At 56.6% G+C, this 16,354-nt stretch carries 20 protein-coding genes and 1 tRNA gene; 14 read left to right on the forward strand and 7 right to left on the reverse strand.

The genetic code is table 11. From position 1 onward, the window contains the following. Positions 1–2: 2 nt before the first annotated feature. Both AAC622_RS04185 and AAC622_RS04190 read right to left on the reverse strand, forming a co-directional pair. Complete coding sequence (locus AAC622_RS04185) at positions 3–932, reverse strand: methylenetetrahydrofolate reductase (RefSeq protein ID WP_340260469.1); 930 nt, start codon at positions 930–932, stop codon at positions 3–5. 29 nt (positions 933–961) lie between these two features. Beyond that, a complete protein-coding gene (locus AAC622_RS04190; RefSeq protein ID WP_317654931.1) occupies positions 962–1,264 on the reverse strand; it encodes a virulence factor in 303 nt (100 codons plus the stop codon). Between the two features lie 367 nt (positions 1,265–1,631). Here AAC622_RS04190 and AAC622_RS04195 point away from each other — a divergent pair, with 367 nt between their 5' ends. Further along, positions 1,632–2,747: a Ppx/GppA phosphatase family protein gene (locus AAC622_RS04195; protein ID WP_340261431.1), complete on the forward strand. Its 1,116-nt coding sequence runs from the start codon at positions 1,632–1,634 to the stop codon at positions 2,745–2,747. A gap of 25 nt (positions 2,748–2,772) precedes the next feature. On the opposite strand, the gene AAC622_RS04200 is transcribed toward AAC622_RS04195, so the two are convergent. Together AAC622_RS04200 and AAC622_RS04205 are read right to left on the reverse strand one after the other, a co-directional pair. Further along, positions 2,773–3,069 (reverse strand): DUF6976 family protein, encoded by a 297-nt coding sequence (locus AAC622_RS04200; protein WP_340260471.1) that lies wholly within the window; start codon positions 3,067–3,069, stop codon positions 2,773–2,775. Positions 3,070–3,075: 6 nt separating this feature from the next. Then, a complete protein-coding gene (locus AAC622_RS04205; protein ID WP_317654925.1) occupies positions 3,076–3,735 on the reverse strand; it encodes an alpha/beta hydrolase in 660 nt (219 codons plus the stop codon). Positions 3,736–3,992: 257 nt separating this feature from the next. Between AAC622_RS04205 and AAC622_RS04210 the strand changes: the two genes are divergently transcribed. The 13 genes from AAC622_RS04210 (at position 3,993) to AAC622_RS04270 (ending at position 13,437) form a co-directional block, all read left to right on the forward strand. Continuing rightward, positions 3,993–4,454 (forward strand): Rrf2 family transcriptional regulator, encoded by a 462-nt coding sequence (locus AAC622_RS04210; RefSeq protein ID WP_340256538.1) that lies wholly within the window; start codon positions 3,993–3,995, stop codon positions 4,452–4,454. Continuing rightward, on the forward strand, positions 4,454–5,506 hold the full coding sequence (locus AAC622_RS04215) for a cysteine desulfurase family protein (protein WP_340260472.1): 1,053 nt from the start codon (positions 4,454–4,456) through the stop codon (positions 5,504–5,506). The genes AAC622_RS04210 and AAC622_RS04215 overlap by 1 nt, the downstream gene beginning before the upstream one ends. 120 nt (positions 5,507–5,626) lie before the next feature. Then, complete coding sequence (sufB, locus tag AAC622_RS04220; protein ID WP_317654924.1) at positions 5,627–7,144, forward strand: Fe-S cluster assembly protein SufB; 1,518 nt, start codon at positions 5,627–5,629, stop codon at positions 7,142–7,144. Beyond that, positions 7,144–7,338, forward strand: a complete 195-nt coding sequence (locus AAC622_RS04225; protein WP_340256135.1) for a hypothetical protein — start codon at positions 7,144–7,146, stop codon at positions 7,336–7,338. The genes sufB and AAC622_RS04225 overlap by 1 nt, the downstream gene beginning before the upstream one ends. 4 nt (positions 7,339–7,342) lie before the next feature. Next, positions 7,343–7,537, forward strand: coding sequence for a hypothetical protein (locus AAC622_RS04230; RefSeq protein ID WP_340242567.1), 195 nt, complete (start codon positions 7,343–7,345; stop codon positions 7,535–7,537). A gap of 5 nt (positions 7,538–7,542) precedes the next feature. Then, positions 7,543–7,854, forward strand: coding sequence for a heavy metal-binding domain-containing protein (locus AAC622_RS04235; protein ID WP_340260473.1), 312 nt, complete (start codon positions 7,543–7,545; stop codon positions 7,852–7,854). Between the two features lie 33 nt (positions 7,855–7,887). Further along, positions 7,888–8,643 (forward strand): Fe-S cluster assembly ATPase SufC, encoded by a 756-nt coding sequence (gene sufC / locus AAC622_RS04240; protein ID WP_340260474.1) that lies wholly within the window; start codon positions 7,888–7,890, stop codon positions 8,641–8,643. Next, positions 8,643–9,941 carry a Fe-S cluster assembly protein SufD gene (gene sufD, locus AAC622_RS04245; RefSeq protein WP_340260475.1) on the forward strand — a complete coding sequence of 433 codons (1,299 nt, stop codon included), beginning with the start codon at positions 8,643–8,645 and terminating at the stop codon, positions 9,939–9,941. The genes sufC and sufD overlap by 1 nt, the downstream gene beginning before the upstream one ends. A gap of 15 nt (positions 9,942–9,956) precedes the next feature. Next, the gene (locus AAC622_RS04250; protein ID WP_340260476.1) at positions 9,957–10,463 is read left to right on the forward strand and encodes a YIP1 family protein; all 507 of its coding nucleotides are present in this window, start codon (positions 9,957–9,959) and stop codon (positions 10,461–10,463) included. 4 nt (positions 10,464–10,467) lie between these two features. After that, positions 10,468–11,064 carry a YIP1 family protein gene (locus tag AAC622_RS04255; protein WP_340260477.1) on the forward strand — a complete coding sequence of 199 codons (597 nt, stop codon included), beginning with the start codon at positions 10,468–10,470 and terminating at the stop codon, positions 11,062–11,064. A gap of 9 nt (positions 11,065–11,073) precedes the next feature. After that, positions 11,074–12,294, forward strand: a complete 1,221-nt coding sequence (locus tag AAC622_RS04260; RefSeq protein WP_340260478.1) for a cysteine desulfurase — start codon at positions 11,074–11,076, stop codon at positions 12,292–12,294. Between the two features lie 56 nt (positions 12,295–12,350). Beyond that, a tRNA-Arg gene (locus AAC622_RS04265) sits at positions 12,351–12,427 on the forward strand. 77 nt (positions 12,428–12,504) lie between these two features. Next, complete coding sequence (locus AAC622_RS04270; protein WP_340260480.1) at positions 12,505–13,437, forward strand: 3-hydroxyacyl-CoA dehydrogenase; 933 nt, start codon at positions 12,505–12,507, stop codon at positions 13,435–13,437. A gap of 5 nt (positions 13,438–13,442) precedes the next feature. On the opposite strand, the gene AAC622_RS04275 is transcribed toward AAC622_RS04270, so the two are convergent. Genes AAC622_RS04275 through AAC622_RS04285 form a run of 3 tightly spaced genes read right to left on the reverse strand, consistent with a single transcriptional unit; the run spans position 13,443 to position 16,351 of the window. Then, positions 13,443–15,074, reverse strand: a complete 1,632-nt coding sequence (locus tag AAC622_RS04275; protein ID WP_340260482.1) for an acyl-CoA synthetase — start codon at positions 15,072–15,074, stop codon at positions 13,443–13,445. Then, positions 15,071–15,880, reverse strand: a complete 810-nt coding sequence (locus AAC622_RS04280) for an enoyl-CoA hydratase (RefSeq protein WP_340260484.1) — start codon at positions 15,878–15,880, stop codon at positions 15,071–15,073. Before AAC622_RS04280 ends, AAC622_RS04275 begins: the two co-directional genes overlap by 4 nt. Before the next feature lie 24 nt (positions 15,881–15,904). Next, positions 15,905–16,351, reverse strand: coding sequence for an OsmC family protein (locus tag AAC622_RS04285; RefSeq protein ID WP_340260486.1), 447 nt, complete (start codon positions 16,349–16,351; stop codon positions 15,905–15,907). Positions 16,352–16,354: the final 3 nt, after the last annotated feature.

Below are 16,354 nucleotides of genomic sequence, written 5' to 3' on the forward strand. Positions count from 1 at the left end.
GCTTATACTCCTTCAACGGCTCGACGCGTGGATGCGCCGCCATGGTCGATGGCCCATTGGGCATTTGTCTTGATCCCGCCAAGCGGGAAGAAATGGACGGATTCAATTCCGAAATCAGGATTTGCGGCCTTATGCGCGGCGAGTTCTGCGATGATCTCGTCAGGCTCAAACGGCAAAAGAAGTTTCGAGACATCCTTGGCGCGTTTTTGCAAAACCGACAGAGATGGGCCAACGCCGCAGGCAATGGCGAATTTGATCAAGGTTTGCAGCTTGGCGGGGCCTGCAATACCGATATGGACGGGCAGATCAATCCCCGTGGCCTGCAAGGCATTCACCCACGCAATCACGGGCTTGGCTTCAAAGCAGAACTGCGTGGCAAGAGCCATTTTTGCATCTGTGCGCGCGCTAAAGGCCTGTTTCCAACGCAACGCCTCCATCACATTGGCATCGCTGCCATCTGGGTCGATGTCGCGGTTGCCTTCGGGGTGGCCTGCCACATGCAAGCGTTTGAACCCTGCCTGATCAAACAGCCCCGTTTCCAACAGCTGCATCGAGCTTTCAAATTCACCATGGGCCTGTGGGATGCCGCCCGCCAAGATGAGGCCAGAGGTGACACCTGCCTCGCCTTGATAGCGGGCGATCCAATCGCCAAGCGTGGCCTTGTCTTTGATCGAGCGGGCGGGGAAATGCGGCATCACCTCGAACCCGTCACGGGCAAGGCGCGCTGCGGTCGCGACCATGTCATCAATCTCGGTGCCATGAATATGGGCGATATAGACGCGGGTGCCCTCGGGCAAAAGGGCGCGGAAATCTTCCACCTTTTCGGCGGTGCGCGGCATCACCTCAATCGAATAGCCTTGAAGAAAGGCCTCAACCTGAGGGGAATGGGGCGCGACTGGCGCGCTTGGTTTTTTAAAGTTTAACAAGGCCATAATCTGATCCCTCACGCGCTCAAGCCTCATCAGGCTGCCTCAACCCCATCGCCCGCGATCAAACGCTTGAGGCGGTCGGTGTCATAGTCGGCATCCAAACGATCTGCATAGACGCGCGCGATGTCGGATGGGTCACCTTCGACCTCGGCCTCTACCACGCGGCGCCACTCGGCGAGATAGGCTTCGTCATCTTTTGCCCCAACCTTCATCGCGCAGCGGTCGATTGCCTGCTCGAACCGTTCGGGTAGAGGCAATTTGGCTGCAGCGCGGCCTTTGCCCACAATCACTTGGGCAGGGATGTCGCGCCAGTAAACGATGGTCACAGATGGCATTGGATGCGATTCCTTTCTCGTAAGGCGCACCATATGGGCGTAACCCCCGCGCAATGGGACTAATTTCGACACTAAAATCGGCGCAACCGACCTTGTATGAGGCACATAGCCCGCGCATACGCACATTGCGAGTGGCCGAACATCCCAAAATTTTCATGATGATCATGTGCCAAAGCGCCGAACTGCCCCCGAATGCCACGCAAAAGCAGTTGTCGCTTTTTCATGGGGGCGCTACCATGCCCATGAAGGAGGGGCAGAAATGGCCCGCAAACGGCGCAACCCAAACCGACCGAAAGACGCAAAAGAGGGCGGGGTGAACCCTGCGCCTGTGGCGCATATCTCTGATCCAAGCGGCCTTGATTCGAATATGGGGCAGGGGCAGCGCAGATTCTATAGCAAACCCAAACCTGCCGCCCCCGCACAGATCGAAAAAGCAGACCCGGCTGATCTTTACGCCGCCCTTGATTTGGGCACGAATTCCTGCCGAATGTTGATTGCACAGCCGAAAGGCACGCATCTGCATATCGTTGATAGTTTCTCGAAATCGGTGCAACTGGGGCAGGGGCTAGAGGCCTCGGGTCGCTTGTCGCGCGCCTCGATGGCGCGGGCGGTTGGGGCGTTGAAAATCTGTCAGCGCAAACTGGCCCAACACCAAGTGCGCCATATGCGTATCGTAGCCACCGAGGCCTGCCGCCGTGCCACCAACGGGGGCGAGTTCCTCAACCTTGTGAAGCGCGAAACGGGCTTGCAGATGGAAATCATCAAGCCCGAAGAAGAGGCGCAACTGGCGGTGATCTCCTGCGCGCCATTGGTGTCAGCGAAAACCGAACAGCTTTTGGTGGTCGATATCGGGGGGGGATCAACCGAATTGGTTTGGATCGACCTGTCTCGGGTTGCGCCCTCGGAACGCGCCCGCGCGATCATGCGCCTGCATCAAGGGTTTGGGCATCAGGAAACCATTTTTCCCCGCGCGAAAGTCGTGGATTGGATTTCTGTGCCTTTGGGCGTGGCAACGCTGAAAGACCTTTATCACGATGTCGAAGATGACGGGGCGCGGTTCGCGCTGATGTCATGGTATTTCGAAGAACAGCTTGCCAAATTCTCACCCTATGTCGATGCGGCAGATCAAGCGCGCGAAGGGTTCCAGATCATCGGCACTTCTGGCACTGTCACAACCGTTGCGGCCAGTCATTTGGGCCTCAAGCGCTATGACCGCAACAAGGTCGATGGTCTGCGGATGACATCGGATCAGATTGACACTGTGATCCAAACCTATCTTGTCTTGGGGCCAGAGGGGCGGCGCAATGACCCGCGGATCGGGCGGGATCGGCACAGTCTGATTATGTCGGGCTCTGCGATTTTGCAGGCGTTGTTGCGCGCATGGCCAACGGATCGGTTATCTGTGGCAGATCGTGGCCTGCGCGAGGGCTTGCTCTATGCGCAGATGTGCCGCGATGGGGTGATGGAAGACGGGCTGCTGTAACAACCACCCGTCTTGAAAACGGCCGTTACGCGGCCTTTTGCAGTTCAAGCCGAACAAGGGTTTGGTTCAGCAGCATATAGGCGATTTCCCCAAAGGTCATTGGGCCTGTGAACCCTGACACTGATTTGCCCTCCATCTCGCCGTAGAGATAGTTCAAGATGTAATTACAGCTGTAATCAGCGCCTGTGACCTTATCGCTGAGCGAGGCGCCAACGGTTTGGCACAGCTCATCGGTCAGGCGTTCATCCCCCGTTTCTTGCGCGACACGCAGGGCCTCTTGGGCCAAGGCATCTGCGATTTCTTCGGCAAGACGGTTGCTCATCGTGGATTACCGCGTGTTTTCCGTCAGGCGCCGCTTCACATAGGCCTTAACCATGTCGATCATGGGGTTCATCTGTGTCTCTTCATCTTCAAAGAAGTGACCCGCCCCCTCCATCTCCTCATGGGTGATGGTGATGCCTTTTTGCTCGTGCAGCTTATCGACCAAAATACGGGTGTCTTGGGGTTTGGCCACGCGGTCGGCGGTGCCGTTCACGATCAAACCTGACGCGGGGCAGGGCGCAAGGAAGCTGAAATCATACATATTCGCGGGCGGTGCGACCGAGATAAAGCCCGTGATCTCAGGGCGCCGCATCAGAAGTTGCATCCCGATCCATGCACCAAAAGAAAACCCCGCAACCCAACAATGTTTCGAGTTGGGGTTCATCGTTTGCAGATAGTCCAAGGCCGATGCCGCATCAGACAATTCGCCCTGACCTTGGTCATATTCGCCCTGACTGCGCCCGACACCGCGGAAGTTAAAGCGCAGAACGGTGAAGCCCATGTTGTAGAAGGCGTAATGCAGATTATAGACCACACGGTTGTTCATCGTGCCGCCAAATTGCGGATGCGGATGCAGGACAATGGCAATCGGGGCATCCTTTGCCTTTTGTGGATGATAACGGCCTTCAAGCCGCCCTTCTGGGCCTTGGAATATCACCTCGGGCATGTCGTTCCCCTTGTCGCTTTCTGGCGCATGCGCGTCATGCTTGACCTGCGCAATCGCCCTACCTAGAACCTGTATCACCGCGATGCTGCGGTTTTGCCCCTAAACGCGGGGCGCGCGTGTGTGCCTGCGGTTTGCACCACGTATTGCAGTTAAGCGTGACGGATCAAAAGGTCAATCACGGGCTTGGTCTGAATAAGGGCGCGCGGCAAAGTTTCTGTGAAACATGGCCGCCAAAATGGCACAATTCGGGGGGCAAGATGAAGCTCAGTACAAAAGGCCGATACGCGATGGTGGCTATGGCCGATCTTGCCTTGCAAGAGGAGGGCGCGTTGACCTCTCTTGCGGATATTGCCAAGCGGCAGGATATTTCTTTGCCCTATCTTGAGCAGCTGTTTGTAAAATTGCGCCGCGAGGGTTTGGTGGTGTCTGTGCGCGGGCCCGGCGGGGGGTATAAACTGGCCAAAGCGCCCGCAGAAATTCGCGTGGTCGATATTTTCTCGGCGGTCGAGGAAACGGTGTCAGCGCTGCATAAAGGGGCGGGCGCCTCTGGCGGCATGTCGGGCAGTCGCGCGCAGAGCATGACCAATCGTCTGTGGGAAAGCCTCAGCGCCCATGTCTATGTCTATCTGCATCAAACACGGCTTTCGGATGTGATCCGCAATGATCTGACGCCATGCCCTGCGGTTCCGACCCTCTTTACAGTGGTGGATGGGGCCTGATGGCGCGCGTCTATCTGGATCACAACGCCACAATGCCGCTTCGGCCCGAGGCGCGCGCGGCGATGATCGCTGCAATGGATGTGGTGGGTAACCCGTCCTCCGTTCATCAAGAGGGGCGTGCGGCCAAGGCTTTGATGGAACGTGCGCGCAGTCAAATTGCCAGTGCCATCGGCGCAGAGGCCGCCGATATCGTGTTCGTGTCTGGTGCGACCGAGGGCGCCGCATTGGCCCTTTCTGGGCGCAATCTTAAAGGAGCCGCGATTGAACATGACGCTGTGCGCGCGTGGATCCGTGAGGAGTTAGAGGTCGATGCGCAAGGTCAGGTACATGTAACAGATCCCGCAGACGCGACCCTGCAACTTGCGAATTCCGAAACGGGGATCATCCAATCCCTGCCCGAAGGTTTGGCCGTATCTGATTGGACGCAAGGCTTTGGCAAGCTGCCGCTTGCCTTTGATTGGTCGGGGGTCGATATGGCGTTTATCTCAGCGCATAAAATTGGTGGGCCAAAGGGAATCGGCGCGCTGATCTTGCGGCGTGGCCTTGATGTGGCGGCGCAAATTCGTGGCGGAGGTCAAGAAATGGGGCGCCGATCTGGAACCGAGAATTTAATTGGCATTGCAGGATTTGGTGGTGCTGCGCAGGCCGCCATACAAGATATTGAAAATGGCCTGTCGAAAAAGCTGGAAAAACTTAGAAATATTCTAGAAAAGACACTGGAACATCGCGCCAAAGATACTATTTTTGTCGGGAAAGATGTCGCGCGGCTTCCCAATACCAGCCTGATGGTCACGGAGGGGTGGAAAGGGGAAAGCCAAGTGATGGCAATGGATCTGGCAGGATTCGCGATTTCCGCAGGCTCTGCGTGTTCCAGTGGCAAGGTCAAATCCAGCGCCGTTTTGCAGGCGATGGGGCTGACGCCAGAGATGGCAAGATGCGCGATCCGTGTCTCTCTTGGGCCACAAACGCAGGAGGCCGATGTAATGGCCTTCGCGGAAGCTTGGGCCGATGCCTATGACAGGCGCAAGGCGCGGGCAGGGTTAAACCGCTAGGGGGCCGCATCATTATAAGATGCGGCAGGGCCACCGCGCCGCACCCCTTGCGATCGAATAGATGCACGAGGGGGTGGGTGGTCTATACGCACCCATCAGGAAGAAACAGGAGTTGATCCCATGACCGCACTCGACAGCGATATCCGCGAAGGTGTCGATCGCGAAACCGTTGAAACCGTCAAGGCAATGGGTGGCGCGTATAAATACGGTTGGGAAACCGACATTGAGATGGAGTTCGCCCCAAAGGGCCTGAACGAGGACATTGTGCGCCTCATCTCGGAGAAAAATAACGAGCCCAAATGGATGCTTGATTGGCGTCTGCAGGCGTTCAAACGCTGGAAGCAGATGGCTGAACCTGATTGGGCGATGCTGAATTACACGGCGATTGATTACCAAGACCAATATTACTACGCCAAACCCAAAAGCATGACCGAAAAGCCCAAAAGTTTGGACGAGGTCGACCCAAAGCTTTTGGCGACTTATGAGAAACTGGGCATCCCCCTGAAGGAGCAGATGTTGCTCGCAGGGGTTGAGGGCGCAGATGCCGAGGCCGCACCGCGCAAAGTGGCGGTTGATGCGGTGTTTGACAGTGTCTCGGTCGGCACGACATTCAAGGATGAATTGGAAAAGGCAGGGGTCATCTTCTGCTCCATCTCCGAGGCGATCCAAAAGCACCCAGATCTGGTGAAGAAATATCTCGGCTCGGTCGTGCCTATTTCGGATAATTTCTTTGCCACTTTGAACTCTGCTGTGTTTTCGGATGGCTCCTTCGTTTATGTGCCGCCAGGCGTGCGCTGCCCTATGGAATTGTCCACCTATTTCCGCATCAATGCGGAAAATACGGGCCAATTTGAGCGCACGTTGATCATTGCGGATAAAGACGCCTATGTGTCCTACCTTGAGGGCTGCACCGCGCCAATGCGCGACACCCACCAATTGCACGCCGCAGTTGTGGAATTGGTCGCCCATGATGATGCTGAGATCAAATATTCCACAGTGCAAAACTGGTATCCGGGCGATGAAAACGGCAAGGGTGGGATCTACAATTTCGTGACCAAACGCGCCGATTGTCGTGGGGATCGCTCTAAGGTGATGTGGACCCAAGTGGAAACTGGGTCGGCCATTACATGGAAATACCCGTCCTGCATCCTGCGCGGTGATGACAGTCAGGGGGAATTCTACTCCATCGCCATCGCCAATAATGCGCAGCAGGCCGATACAGGCACCAAGATGATCCATTTGGGCAAGAACACCAAATCGCGAATTGTCTCCAAAGGTATCAGCGCAGGGCGCGCGCAAAATACCTATCGCGGTCAGGTCTCGATGCATCCAAAGGCGAAAAATAGCCGCAATTACACCCAATGCGACAGTTTGCTGATTGGCGATAAATGCGGTGCGCATACTGTGCCCTATATTGAGGTCAAGAATAACTCCTCGCGGGTTGAGCATGAGGCCACCACTTCGAAAGTGGATGATGATCAGCTGTTCTATTGCCGCTCCCGCGGGATGGATGAGGAAGAAGCGGTGGCCTTGGTGGTCAACGGCTTCTGCCGCGAGGTGTTACAGGCGCTGCCGATGGAATTTGCCATGGAAGCGCAGCAATTGGTTGCAATCAGTCTTGAGGGGAGTGTCGGCTGATGAACTGGAAATATTGGCTCTCAGCAGGGGAACCACGCCCGCGTTATGCGCTGTTGGTTGCCATTGGTGTGGTTGTGATGATGGCCTTGACCTATTCCATCTGGCATCCAGGTGGGCCAGGTCTGGCGGCCTTCGCCGCCGTGGCGGCCACCATTATCAGCCATGTGTCGGCAAAAATGATCATGCGGAAATAAGCCCATGTTGCCAGAGCTGTTGCATCAAACCGCGGGGATCGGTGTTGGCACCTTTCTTGGGGCGCTGATCGGCCTGTCCGTGCGGGCGCGCCAAGGCAAGCGCGGTGGATTGGTGCGCGGATCGGTCTTTTTGACCTCGGTTCTGGTGGGCATGGCGGCTTGGGTTGCAATGGCCGTGCTGCGCGGCGTTATGGGGTGAGGCGGATGATCGTTACAACAACACAATCTATCGAAGGTCGAAAAATCACGGACTATCGCGGTATCGTGGTGGGTGAGGCGATTTTGGGCGCAAATGTGTTTCGCGATATTTTCGCAAGCATCACCGATATTATCGGCGGGCGCTCAGGGGCCTATGAGGGCGAATTGGCCCGTGCGCGCGAAACCGCGCTGGCCGAAATGCAAGATCGCGCGCGCGAGCAGGGCGCAAATGCGGTGGTCGGTGTCGATCTGGATTACGAAGTTATCAATAATATGCTGATGGTCAGTGCCTCAGGCACGGCTGTCACGGTGGAATAAGGGAAAGGGCCTGCGCCCTTGAAGGAGAAGATAATGCTTGAGATCAAGAACTTACATGTCGAACTTGAGGAAGAAGGAAAGCAAATCCTCAAAGGTGTCGATCTGACCGTAGAGGCGGGCAAGGTTCATGCGATCATGGGGCCAAATGGCTCGGGCAAATCGACCTTGTCCTATGTGCTGTCGGGGCGCGATGGGTATAGCGTCACGGATGGTTCTGCCACTTTGCTGGGCGAAGACATCCTTGAGATGGAACCCGAAGAGCGCGCCGCCGCAGGCCTGTTCTTAGCATTCCAATATCCCGTTGAGATCCCCGGTGTTGGCAATATGACCTTCCTGCGCACAGCACTGAATGCGCAGCGTAAACTGCGCGGCGAGGATGAGGTGAGCGCGGCAGAGTTTCTGAAACTGGTGCGCGAAAAGGCCAAGACCCTCAAGATTGACACAGAAATGCTCAAGCGTCCCGTCAATGTGGGCTTCTCGGGCGGTGAGAAGAAGCGCAATGAAATCCTGCAAATGGCGATGCTAGAGCCCAAGATGTGCATCTTGGACGAAACCGATAGTGGCCTTGATGTGGATGCGATGAAACTGGTCTCGGATGGCGTAAACGCGCTGCGGGATGCGGGGCGCGGGTTCCTTGTGATCACTCACTATCAACGCCTGCTTGACCATATCAAACCTGATGTTGTGCATATCATGTCGGATGGCCGTATCATCAAAACGGGCGGGCCAGAATTGGCCTTGGAAGTTGAGAAAAACGGCTACGCGGATCTGTTGGCGGAGGTTGCGTGATGGCCTTGGCGCAGGCACGCATTGACTTGACCGAGGCGCGGATTGCGGCGCTTGAGTTGCCGCACGGGGCCAATTGGGCCAATGAGGCGCGCCACACAGCCCTCACACGGCTGCGCGCCATGGGTTTGCCGACCGCGCGGGATGAATATTGGAAATACACAAACCCCGCCGAGTTGACCGTGGCCGATGCGCCGGCAGCGGCGCTGTTTGATCCGGGCCAAGATCGCCGCGTCTTTGAAGACATTGACCGCCTCAAGATTGTCTTTGTGGATGGTGTTTTTGATGCGGCTCAATCAGATGATCTCAGCCTAGAGGGGCTGGAAATCTCGCGCCTGACGGATGTTTTGAAAACCGACATCCACTGGGCGATGGAGCTTTATGGTCATCTCGAAACCCATGGCCAAGACCCCGTTGCACGCCCCTTGGCCGCGCTGAACACGGCCTTTGCCACGGATGGCATTGTGATCCGTGCCACGGGGCGGGTGTCCAAGCCCGTCAGCCTCATCTATCTGCATCAGTCTGAAACCTCCGATGCCTTGCTGCACCATGTGATCCGCGTTGAGGAAGGCGCAGAGATGACCTTGCTTGAACAGGGCCCTGCGGCGGCGCGGTTCAATAAATGTACTGAGGTTGATCTGGCCCCAACCGCACGCTTTCATCACATCCGCGCACAGGGGCGCGATCACGCCCGCCGCGCCGTGACCCATAGCTTTGTGCGCGTGGCCGAGGCGGCGCATTACAAAAGCTTTACCCTCACCTGCAACGGCGTTCTGACCCGCAACGAGCATGTGATTGATATCGTTGGGGATAATGCAGTTGCCCATGTGGCGGGTGCGGCACTTGGCGATGGCAAGCGGGCCGAGTTCCATCATGACGACACGGTCTTTGTGACCCATCGGGGTGAGGATTGCGAAAGCCGTCAGGTGTTCAAAAAGGTGTTGCGCAACGGGGCCTCTGGCGTGTTTCAGGGGAAAATCCTTGTGACGCCCGGTGCGCAAAAGACCGATGGCTATCAAATCAGCCAAGCCCTGCTTTTGGATGATGACAGCACGTTCTTGGCCAAGCCTGAGCTTGAGATTTACGCCGATGATGTGAAATGCAGCCACGGCTCGACCACTGGCGCGATTGATGAAGAGGCGTTGTTCTATCTGCGCTCTCGCGGGGTGGACCACTCAACAGCCACCGATCTTTTGGTTCTGGCCTTTTTGGCCGAGGCGATTGATGAGATCGAAGATGAGACGCTGCGCGCAGATATACTGGCCCAGCTGGAGCTGTGGTTGGCACGGCGGCGCGGCTAAAGGGTAGGGTCTGCAATGTCAGTCAGCCGCGATATTGTCGCCTCTTGGCGTCGCCCGCGACAGGTGCTGCGGTCTATGCTGAACCATGGCCGCCGCGAGGATCGGGCGATTGCCTTTGTCATGATCGCGTGTTTCCTAATGTTTGTGGGGCAATGGCCCAAACTCAGCCGTGAGGCGTTTTTGGATCCATCGGTGCCACTGCAGGCGCGCCTTGCCATTACATTTTTCGCAATGATGATGGTGATGCCTTTGATGCTCTATGTCTTTGCAGGGATTTCGCATCTGGTGGCGAAATTGTTTCGCGGGCGCGGTACGTTTTATTCTGCGCGGCTGGCGCTGTTTTGGTCGCTTTTGGTGACGGCACCGCTATTTTTGTTGAACGGGCTTGTGGCAGGGTTCATTGGACAGGGGCCTGCATCCGATACCACGGGTTTGGTGACATTGCTTGGCTTTTTGGTGATTTGGCTGGCGTGCCTAATTGAGGCAGAACGCGCACCAGAGGCCGTAACAGAAGGGGTTTAGGCGCGTGAACCTGTCAGAGATTCTCACCCTATCGGGTCTGTGGCGTCACACGCGCGACTCGATCCGTGCCCCGCAAGAGGCGGCGCAGGCGGTTCTTGCCCTTAATCTGCCGCGCAATGTTTTGTGGTTGGGCTTGGCCTTGGTCATTACCCTATCAACCCTGTTGGCAAGTGCGGTGTTGTTGATGGTGCCGATGCCAGAGGCGGGCGCAGGCGTGCCGATGCCTGTCGTGATGGGCATTGTTCAGGCGGTTTTCCTTGTTTTGGTGTCCCTTGGCATTGCGGTGATTGGCGCGCGCTTTGGGGGCAAGGGCGATTTTGACGGCGCGCTTGCATTGATGGTCTGGTTGCAGGCCGTGTTTCTGGTCGTGCAGGCCTTTCAAATCGCGGCCATTGCCATCGGTTTGTCGGTTCTTGCCGATATTGTTAGTCTTGCCTCTATCCCACTATTCTTTTGGCTCATGGCGCAGTTTGTCACTGTTTTGCATGGGTTTTCGTCCGTTTGGAAAACCTTTTGGGCGATTATCATGTTTCTCATCGCCTTTGCCTTTCTTCTTTCGCTAGTCGTGACAAGTTTCGGCTTTGTCCCAATGATGCCGTAAAGGGTTTCCATGTTTGATGTTGATAAAATCCGCGCTGATTTCCCGATCCTCTCCCGTGAGGTGAACGGAAAGCCATTGGTCTATCTCGACAATGGGGCGAGTGCGCAAAAGCCGCGCGCGGTGATTGATGCGATGACCCATGCCTATGAGGCGGAATATGCCAATGTGCATCGTGGGCTGCATCATCTCTCTATGGTGGCGACCGAGGCCTATGAGGGGGTGCGCGGCAAGATTGCGCGCTTCCTAGGCGTGGGGGACGAGCGCGAGATTGTCTTTACCTCAGGGGCCACCGAAGGGATCAATCTTGTTTCCTATGGTTGGGCCGCGCCGCGCCTGCAAGCGGGGGATGAGATCATCCTGACCATTGCCGAACATCACGCCAATATCGTGCCGTGGCATTTTCTGCGCGAACGTCTTGGCGTGAAATTGGTCTGGGTCGAGACAGATGTGAGCGGGGATTTGGATCCGCAAGCGATGATTGATGCGATCACCCCGCGCACGCGGCTGATTGCGATGTCGCATATGTCAAATGTGCTTGGCACAGTATTTGACGTCAAAACTGTGATTGATGCCGCCCATGCCCGCGATATCCCCGTGTTGGTGGATGGGTCGCAGGCGGCTGTGCATATGCCACTGAACCTTGATGCGCTTGGCGCGGATTTTTATGCAATTACAGGGCACAAACTCTATGGCCCGTCAGGATCAGGTGCGATCTATATCAAATCGGCGCGCATGGCTGAGATGCAGCCCTTCTTGGGCGGGGGGGACATGATCCGCGAAGTGCATCGTGATGAGATCACATGGAATGCCCCCCCAATGAAATTCGAGGCGGGGACACCGGGCATCGTGCAGCAAATCGGTCTTGGCGTTGCCCTTGATTACATGAGCGCCGTGGGTATGGAGGCGATTGCCGCCCATGAGGCCGATCTGACCCAATATGCGCGCACCCGCCTTGCGGGGCTGAATTGGCTGAATGTTCAGGGGAATTCTGCGCATAAAGGCGCGATCTTTTCCTTCACCATAGATGGGGCTGCGCATGCCCACGATATTTCCACTGTGCTTGATAAAAAAGGTGTGGCCGTGCGCGCAGGCCATCATTGTGCCCAGCCTTTGATGGACCATATGGGGGTGACGGCCACCTGCCGCGCCTCCTTTGCAGTGTATAACACCCGTGCCGAAGTAGATGCCTTGGTCGAAGCCTTGGAACTGTGCCACGATCTTTTCGCCTAAGGTCACATGGATTGATGATTGCGAAACCGCGCCCGCGCGGCTAAAAGCGGGCTCAGGCACCCGTAGCTCAGCTGGATAGAGCGCTGCCCTCCGAAGGCAGAGGCCAGAGGTTCGAATCCTCTCGGGTGCGCCAGTTTTCTTTTTCATCTGGAATGCCGCCCCACCGATCCTATAGCATATCGGCAGATATGATTGTGGAGGGCGCGAGATATGGGCAAGATTGCGATTGTGGGGGCAGGGCTGATTGGTCAGGCATGGGGGGCTGTGTTTGTAGCAGCGGGCCATGATGTTGTGCTTTATGATCCTATCGCGGGTGTTGCCGATGGCGCGGCGCCAAAGGTTTTGGCGCGTTTGCAGGATTTGGCCGATCACGGCCTGATTGCCGCACAAGAGTATCGCAGTCAGATCAGTGTGGCTGCGAGCTTGGCCGCGGCGCTTGAGGGGGTGATATATGTCCAAGAAAGTGGCCCAGAAAAACGCGATGTAAAGGCGGCCCTGACTGTGGAGATGGATGCAATTCTGCCGCCCGATGTGCCGATTGGCAGTTCAACCTCGGGCATTCCTGCCTCGTCCTATGCGGCTGATGTCGCGGGGCGCGCGCGCTGCTTGGTCGTGCATCCGATCAATCCCCCCCATCTGGTGCCCGCCGTTGAGATTGTGCCTGCCCCTTTTACCGCATCTGAGGTCACCCAAAAAGTGCGCGATTTGATTGCACAGACAGGGCAAATTCCCATTACATTGAAGCGCGAGATTGACGGGTTTGTGGTTAACCGATTGCAAGGTGCGCTGCTGATTGAGGCGTTTAAGCTGCTGCAAAATGATGTGGCTGCGCCCGAGGATATTGACCGCGCCATTTGTGATGGTTTGGGGATGCGATGGTCGTTTATGGGGCCGTTTGAAACGATCCACCTGAATGCACCGGGGGGCGTGTCGGATTATGTCACGCGCTTTGCGGGCATGTATCAGACCATGTTTGAGGGCGACACAAAGATCAGCGATTGGTCGGCTGCCTTAGACCAAGGACTGACGTCTTATTTGGATGCTCTGCACCCGCAAGACAGCCTGCCCAAGGCGCACCGCGCGCGCGATCTAAAGCTTATGGATCTTTTGCGCGCGCGGCGTGCGGGGGGGCGCAGGGGATAAGCCTGTTAGCTTGCCCCTGCCTTTGCCATGTCGCGCAGTTGGAATTTCTGGATTTTACCCGTGCTTGTGCGCGGGATCTCCGTGAAAATAAAATCACGCGGGCATTTATAATGGGCAAGGCGGTCGCGGCACCATTCGCGCAGATCATCGGCGCTTGCGCTTTCCCCTGATTTCAATTCGATAAAGGCGCAAGGCGTCTCGCCCCATTTCTCGTCTGGCTTGGCCACCACGGCCACGACAGCCACGGCAGGGTGTGCATAAAGCACCTCCTCCACCTCGATTGAGGAAATATTCTCGCCGCCCGAGATGATGATATCCTTTGAGCGGTCTTTCAGCTGAATATACCCATCTGGGTGGATCACCGCCAAATCGCCCGAATGGAACCAACCGTCCGCAAAGGTTTTTTCGGTGGCGCTTGGGTTGCGGAAATATCCTTTCATCACGACATTGCCGCGGAACATGACCTCGCCCAAAGTTTCCCCATCGCGCGGGACGGGCTGCAATGTATCGGGATCAAGCACATCCAACTGTTCCAGCGGCGTGTACTTTACGCCCTGACGCGATTTAAGCCGCGCTTGTTCGGGCAGGGGCAAATCTGACCATTCCTGATGCCATTCATTGACCACGGCGGGGCCATAGGTTTCGGTCAGGCCGTAAAGATGGGTCACATCAAACCCCGCCTGTTGCATATCGGCCAAGACCCGCTCAGGCGGCGGGGCTGCGGCGGTAAAGAAATTCACCTGTGATGGCAGTTGCTCTCGCTCGGGCGCATCCAAGATCACTGACATCACAATTGGCGCGCCGCATAGATGGGTTACGCCATCCTCGGTCAGGGCGCGCCAAATCGGCGCGCTGCGCACTTGGCGCAGGCAGACATGGGTGCCGATAATGGCGGAAATTGTCCAAGGAAAGCACCAACCGTTGCAGTGAAACATCGGCAAGGTCCACAGATAGACCGCGTGTTTCTGCATCGAAGTGATCAGCGCATTCCCCTGTGCCAGCAAATAAGCCCCACGATGGTGATAAACCACACCTTTGGGATCGCCCGTGGTGCCGGAGGTGTAGTTAAGCGCAATCGCATCCCATTCATCATCGGGCAGGGCCCATTGATAGTCAGGATCGCCTTTGGCTAGATAGGCTTCGTAATCTTCGGCTATTACATCGCTGCGCGGGCCGTCATATTCGGGGTCATCATATTGCACCAACTCCGGCTTGGATTTCGCCAGTTGTAGCGCCTCTTGGGCCAGTGGAATGAATTCCGCATCTACGATCAGAATTTTGCTTTCGGCATGGTCGATCTGAAAGGCGATGATGGCCGCATCAAGCCGCGTGTTAATAGAATGCAGAACAGCGCCGCACATTGGCACGCCGTAATGGCATTCCAACATGGCGGGTGTATTGGCAAGGATCACCGATACATTATCGCCCTTGCGCACCCCGTCTTGTGTCAGGCGAGACGCCAATTGCCGCGCGCGCGCATAGAAATCGCGGTAACTGCGGCGCAAGGGGCCATGAATAATGGCCACATGATCCGGGTAACTGCCTGCAGCGCGCTCAAGAAAACTCAGCGGGCTGAGGGGTTGATGATTGGCCGCGCGCCGCACAAGGCTTGGGTCATCGTGATAAATCTGGTTCATTTGTCCTGCCATTGTGGATGACGTTTTTCGATAAAGGCCCCTATCCCTTCTTCGGCATCATGGGTCAGCATATTATCCACCATAACCTGCGCGGCATAATTATAGGCTTCGGACAGCCCCATTTCAGCTTGGCGATAGAAGGCCGATTTTCCAGTGGCGAGGGTCATTGTGGATTTTCCGGCGATTTTGGCGGCCATCTCCTCGGTTGTGGCGCTGAGTTCTGCCTCAGGGACGGCCTTGTTCACCAACCCCATCTCAACCGCACGCGGGGCCGCGATCATATCGCCCGTCAACAGCATCTCCATCGCGTGTTTATTGCTGACATTGCGCGACAAAGCGACCATGGGGGTCGAGCAAAATAGCCCAATATGCACCCCTGGTGTGCCAAAGCGCGCGCCGTCTTCGGCCACCGCCAAATCACAGGTCGCAACCAATTGGCACCCCGCCGCCGTGGCCACGCCCCGCACCTCGGCAATCACGGGCTTGGGGCAGGCCACAATCGCCTGCATTACGGATGCGCAAAGCGCCATGATTTTGGTGAAATAGGCGCGCCCCCCATCGCCCTCAGCGCGGGCGGCGGTCAATTCCTTTAGATCATGACCCGCACAAAAAGCGGGGCCACGAGAGGCAAGAATGACCACCCGCACCTCAGGATCATCGCCTGCCGCATGGATCGCCTCAAGAAGGCGATTCAGCATCGCCTCAGACAGCGCATTGCGGCGTTTTTCGTCATTTAGGGTCAGACGTAAAATCCCCCGCGCATCAAGCGCGCTGTCTAGGATATTGGTTTGGCTGGCTATGGTCATGGCATCCTCTCCCAGATTAGGGGCTTAGCTGATCGTCACCTCAACATAGTCGGCGATGGAATTTGCAACAAAGCAATAACGATGGGCGCGGTGCTGCATCTCGTCAAGCGTTTCCTGATCCATCGAAAAGCCCGTATCAAATGTCACTTTGGGGTGCAGATCAATATGGGTCACGGCTATGCGGCCTTTTGGGCTTTTGCCCAAATGGGCCACGGCATGGTCTCTGTAGCTTGCCACAGGCCAACCTGCTTTCGCGGCAAGGGCCAGAAAGGTCATCATATGGCAACTCGACATCGCAGCGGCCAAGGCCTGTTCTGGATTGGTATAGGCGGCATTCCCGCCCCAATCGGGCGCGGCATCCCCCATCACCTTAGTGTCATCAGTATAGGTGATCTGATGGGCGTTGCTGTATTTCTGCGGGGTCAGCGTGGCCTCTTGGCGCTGCCAGTTTAGGGTGATGGATAGGCTCATGAC

This window comes from Roseobacter sp. HKCCA0882 (assembly GCF_037805225.1).
In the GTDB taxonomy this organism is placed as follows: domain Bacteria; phylum Pseudomonadota; class Alphaproteobacteria; order Rhodobacterales; family Rhodobacteraceae; genus M30B80.

Bases quoted from the DNA above. Each gene is read 5' to 3' on its own strand.
- sufD (WP_340260475.1), top strand. From the start codon at position 8,643: ATGGCCTTGGCGCAGGCACGCATTGACTTGACCGAGGCGCGGATTGCG.
- AAC622_RS04260 (WP_340260478.1), top strand. From the start codon at position 11,074: ATGTTTGATGTTGATAAAATCCGCGCTGATTTCCCGATCCTCTCCCGT.
- AAC622_RS04215 (WP_340260472.1), top strand. From the start codon at position 4,454: ATGGCGCGCGTCTATCTGGATCACAACGCCACAATGCCGCTTCGGCCC.
- AAC622_RS04185 (WP_340260469.1), bottom strand. From the start codon at position 932: ATGGCCTTGTTAAACTTTAAAAAACCAAGCGCGCCAGTCGCGCCCCAT.
- AAC622_RS04235 (WP_340260473.1), top strand. From the start codon at position 7,543: ATGATCGTTACAACAACACAATCTATCGAAGGTCGAAAAATCACGGAC.
- AAC622_RS04230 (WP_340242567.1), top strand. From the start codon at position 7,343: ATGTTGCCAGAGCTGTTGCATCAAACCGCGGGGATCGGTGTTGGCACC.
- AAC622_RS04285 (WP_340260486.1), bottom strand. From the start codon at position 16,351: ATGAGCCTATCCATCACCCTAAACTGGCAGCGCCAAGAGGCCACGCTG.
- AAC622_RS04270 (WP_340260480.1), top strand. From the start codon at position 12,505: ATGGGCAAGATTGCGATTGTGGGGGCAGGGCTGATTGGTCAGGCATGG.
- sufB (WP_317654924.1), top strand. From the start codon at position 5,627: ATGACCGCACTCGACAGCGATATCCGCGAAGGTGTCGATCGCGAAACC.
- AAC622_RS04210 (WP_340256538.1), top strand. From the start codon at position 3,993: ATGAAGCTCAGTACAAAAGGCCGATACGCGATGGTGGCTATGGCCGAT.
- sufC (WP_340260474.1), top strand. From the start codon at position 7,888: ATGCTTGAGATCAAGAACTTACATGTCGAACTTGAGGAAGAAGGAAAG.
- AAC622_RS04205 (WP_317654925.1), bottom strand. From the start codon at position 3,735: ATGCCCGAGGTGATATTCCAAGGCCCAGAAGGGCGGCTTGAAGGCCGT.
- AAC622_RS04190 (WP_317654931.1), bottom strand. From the start codon at position 1,264: ATGCCATCTGTGACCATCGTTTACTGGCGCGACATCCCTGCCCAAGTG.
- AAC622_RS04275 (WP_340260482.1), bottom strand. From the start codon at position 15,074: ATGAACCAGATTTATCACGATGACCCAAGCCTTGTGCGGCGCGCGGCC.
- AAC622_RS04250 (WP_340260476.1), top strand. From the start codon at position 9,957: ATGTCAGTCAGCCGCGATATTGTCGCCTCTTGGCGTCGCCCGCGACAG.
- AAC622_RS04225 (WP_340256135.1), top strand. From the start codon at position 7,144: ATGAACTGGAAATATTGGCTCTCAGCAGGGGAACCACGCCCGCGTTAT.
- AAC622_RS04195 (WP_340261431.1), top strand. From the start codon at position 1,632: ATGGGGCAGGGGCAGCGCAGATTCTATAGCAAACCCAAACCTGCCGCC.
- AAC622_RS04200 (WP_340260471.1), bottom strand. From the start codon at position 3,069: ATGAGCAACCGTCTTGCCGAAGAAATCGCAGATGCCTTGGCCCAAGAG.
- AAC622_RS04280 (WP_340260484.1), bottom strand. From the start codon at position 15,880: ATGACCATAGCCAGCCAAACCAATATCCTAGACAGCGCGCTTGATGCG.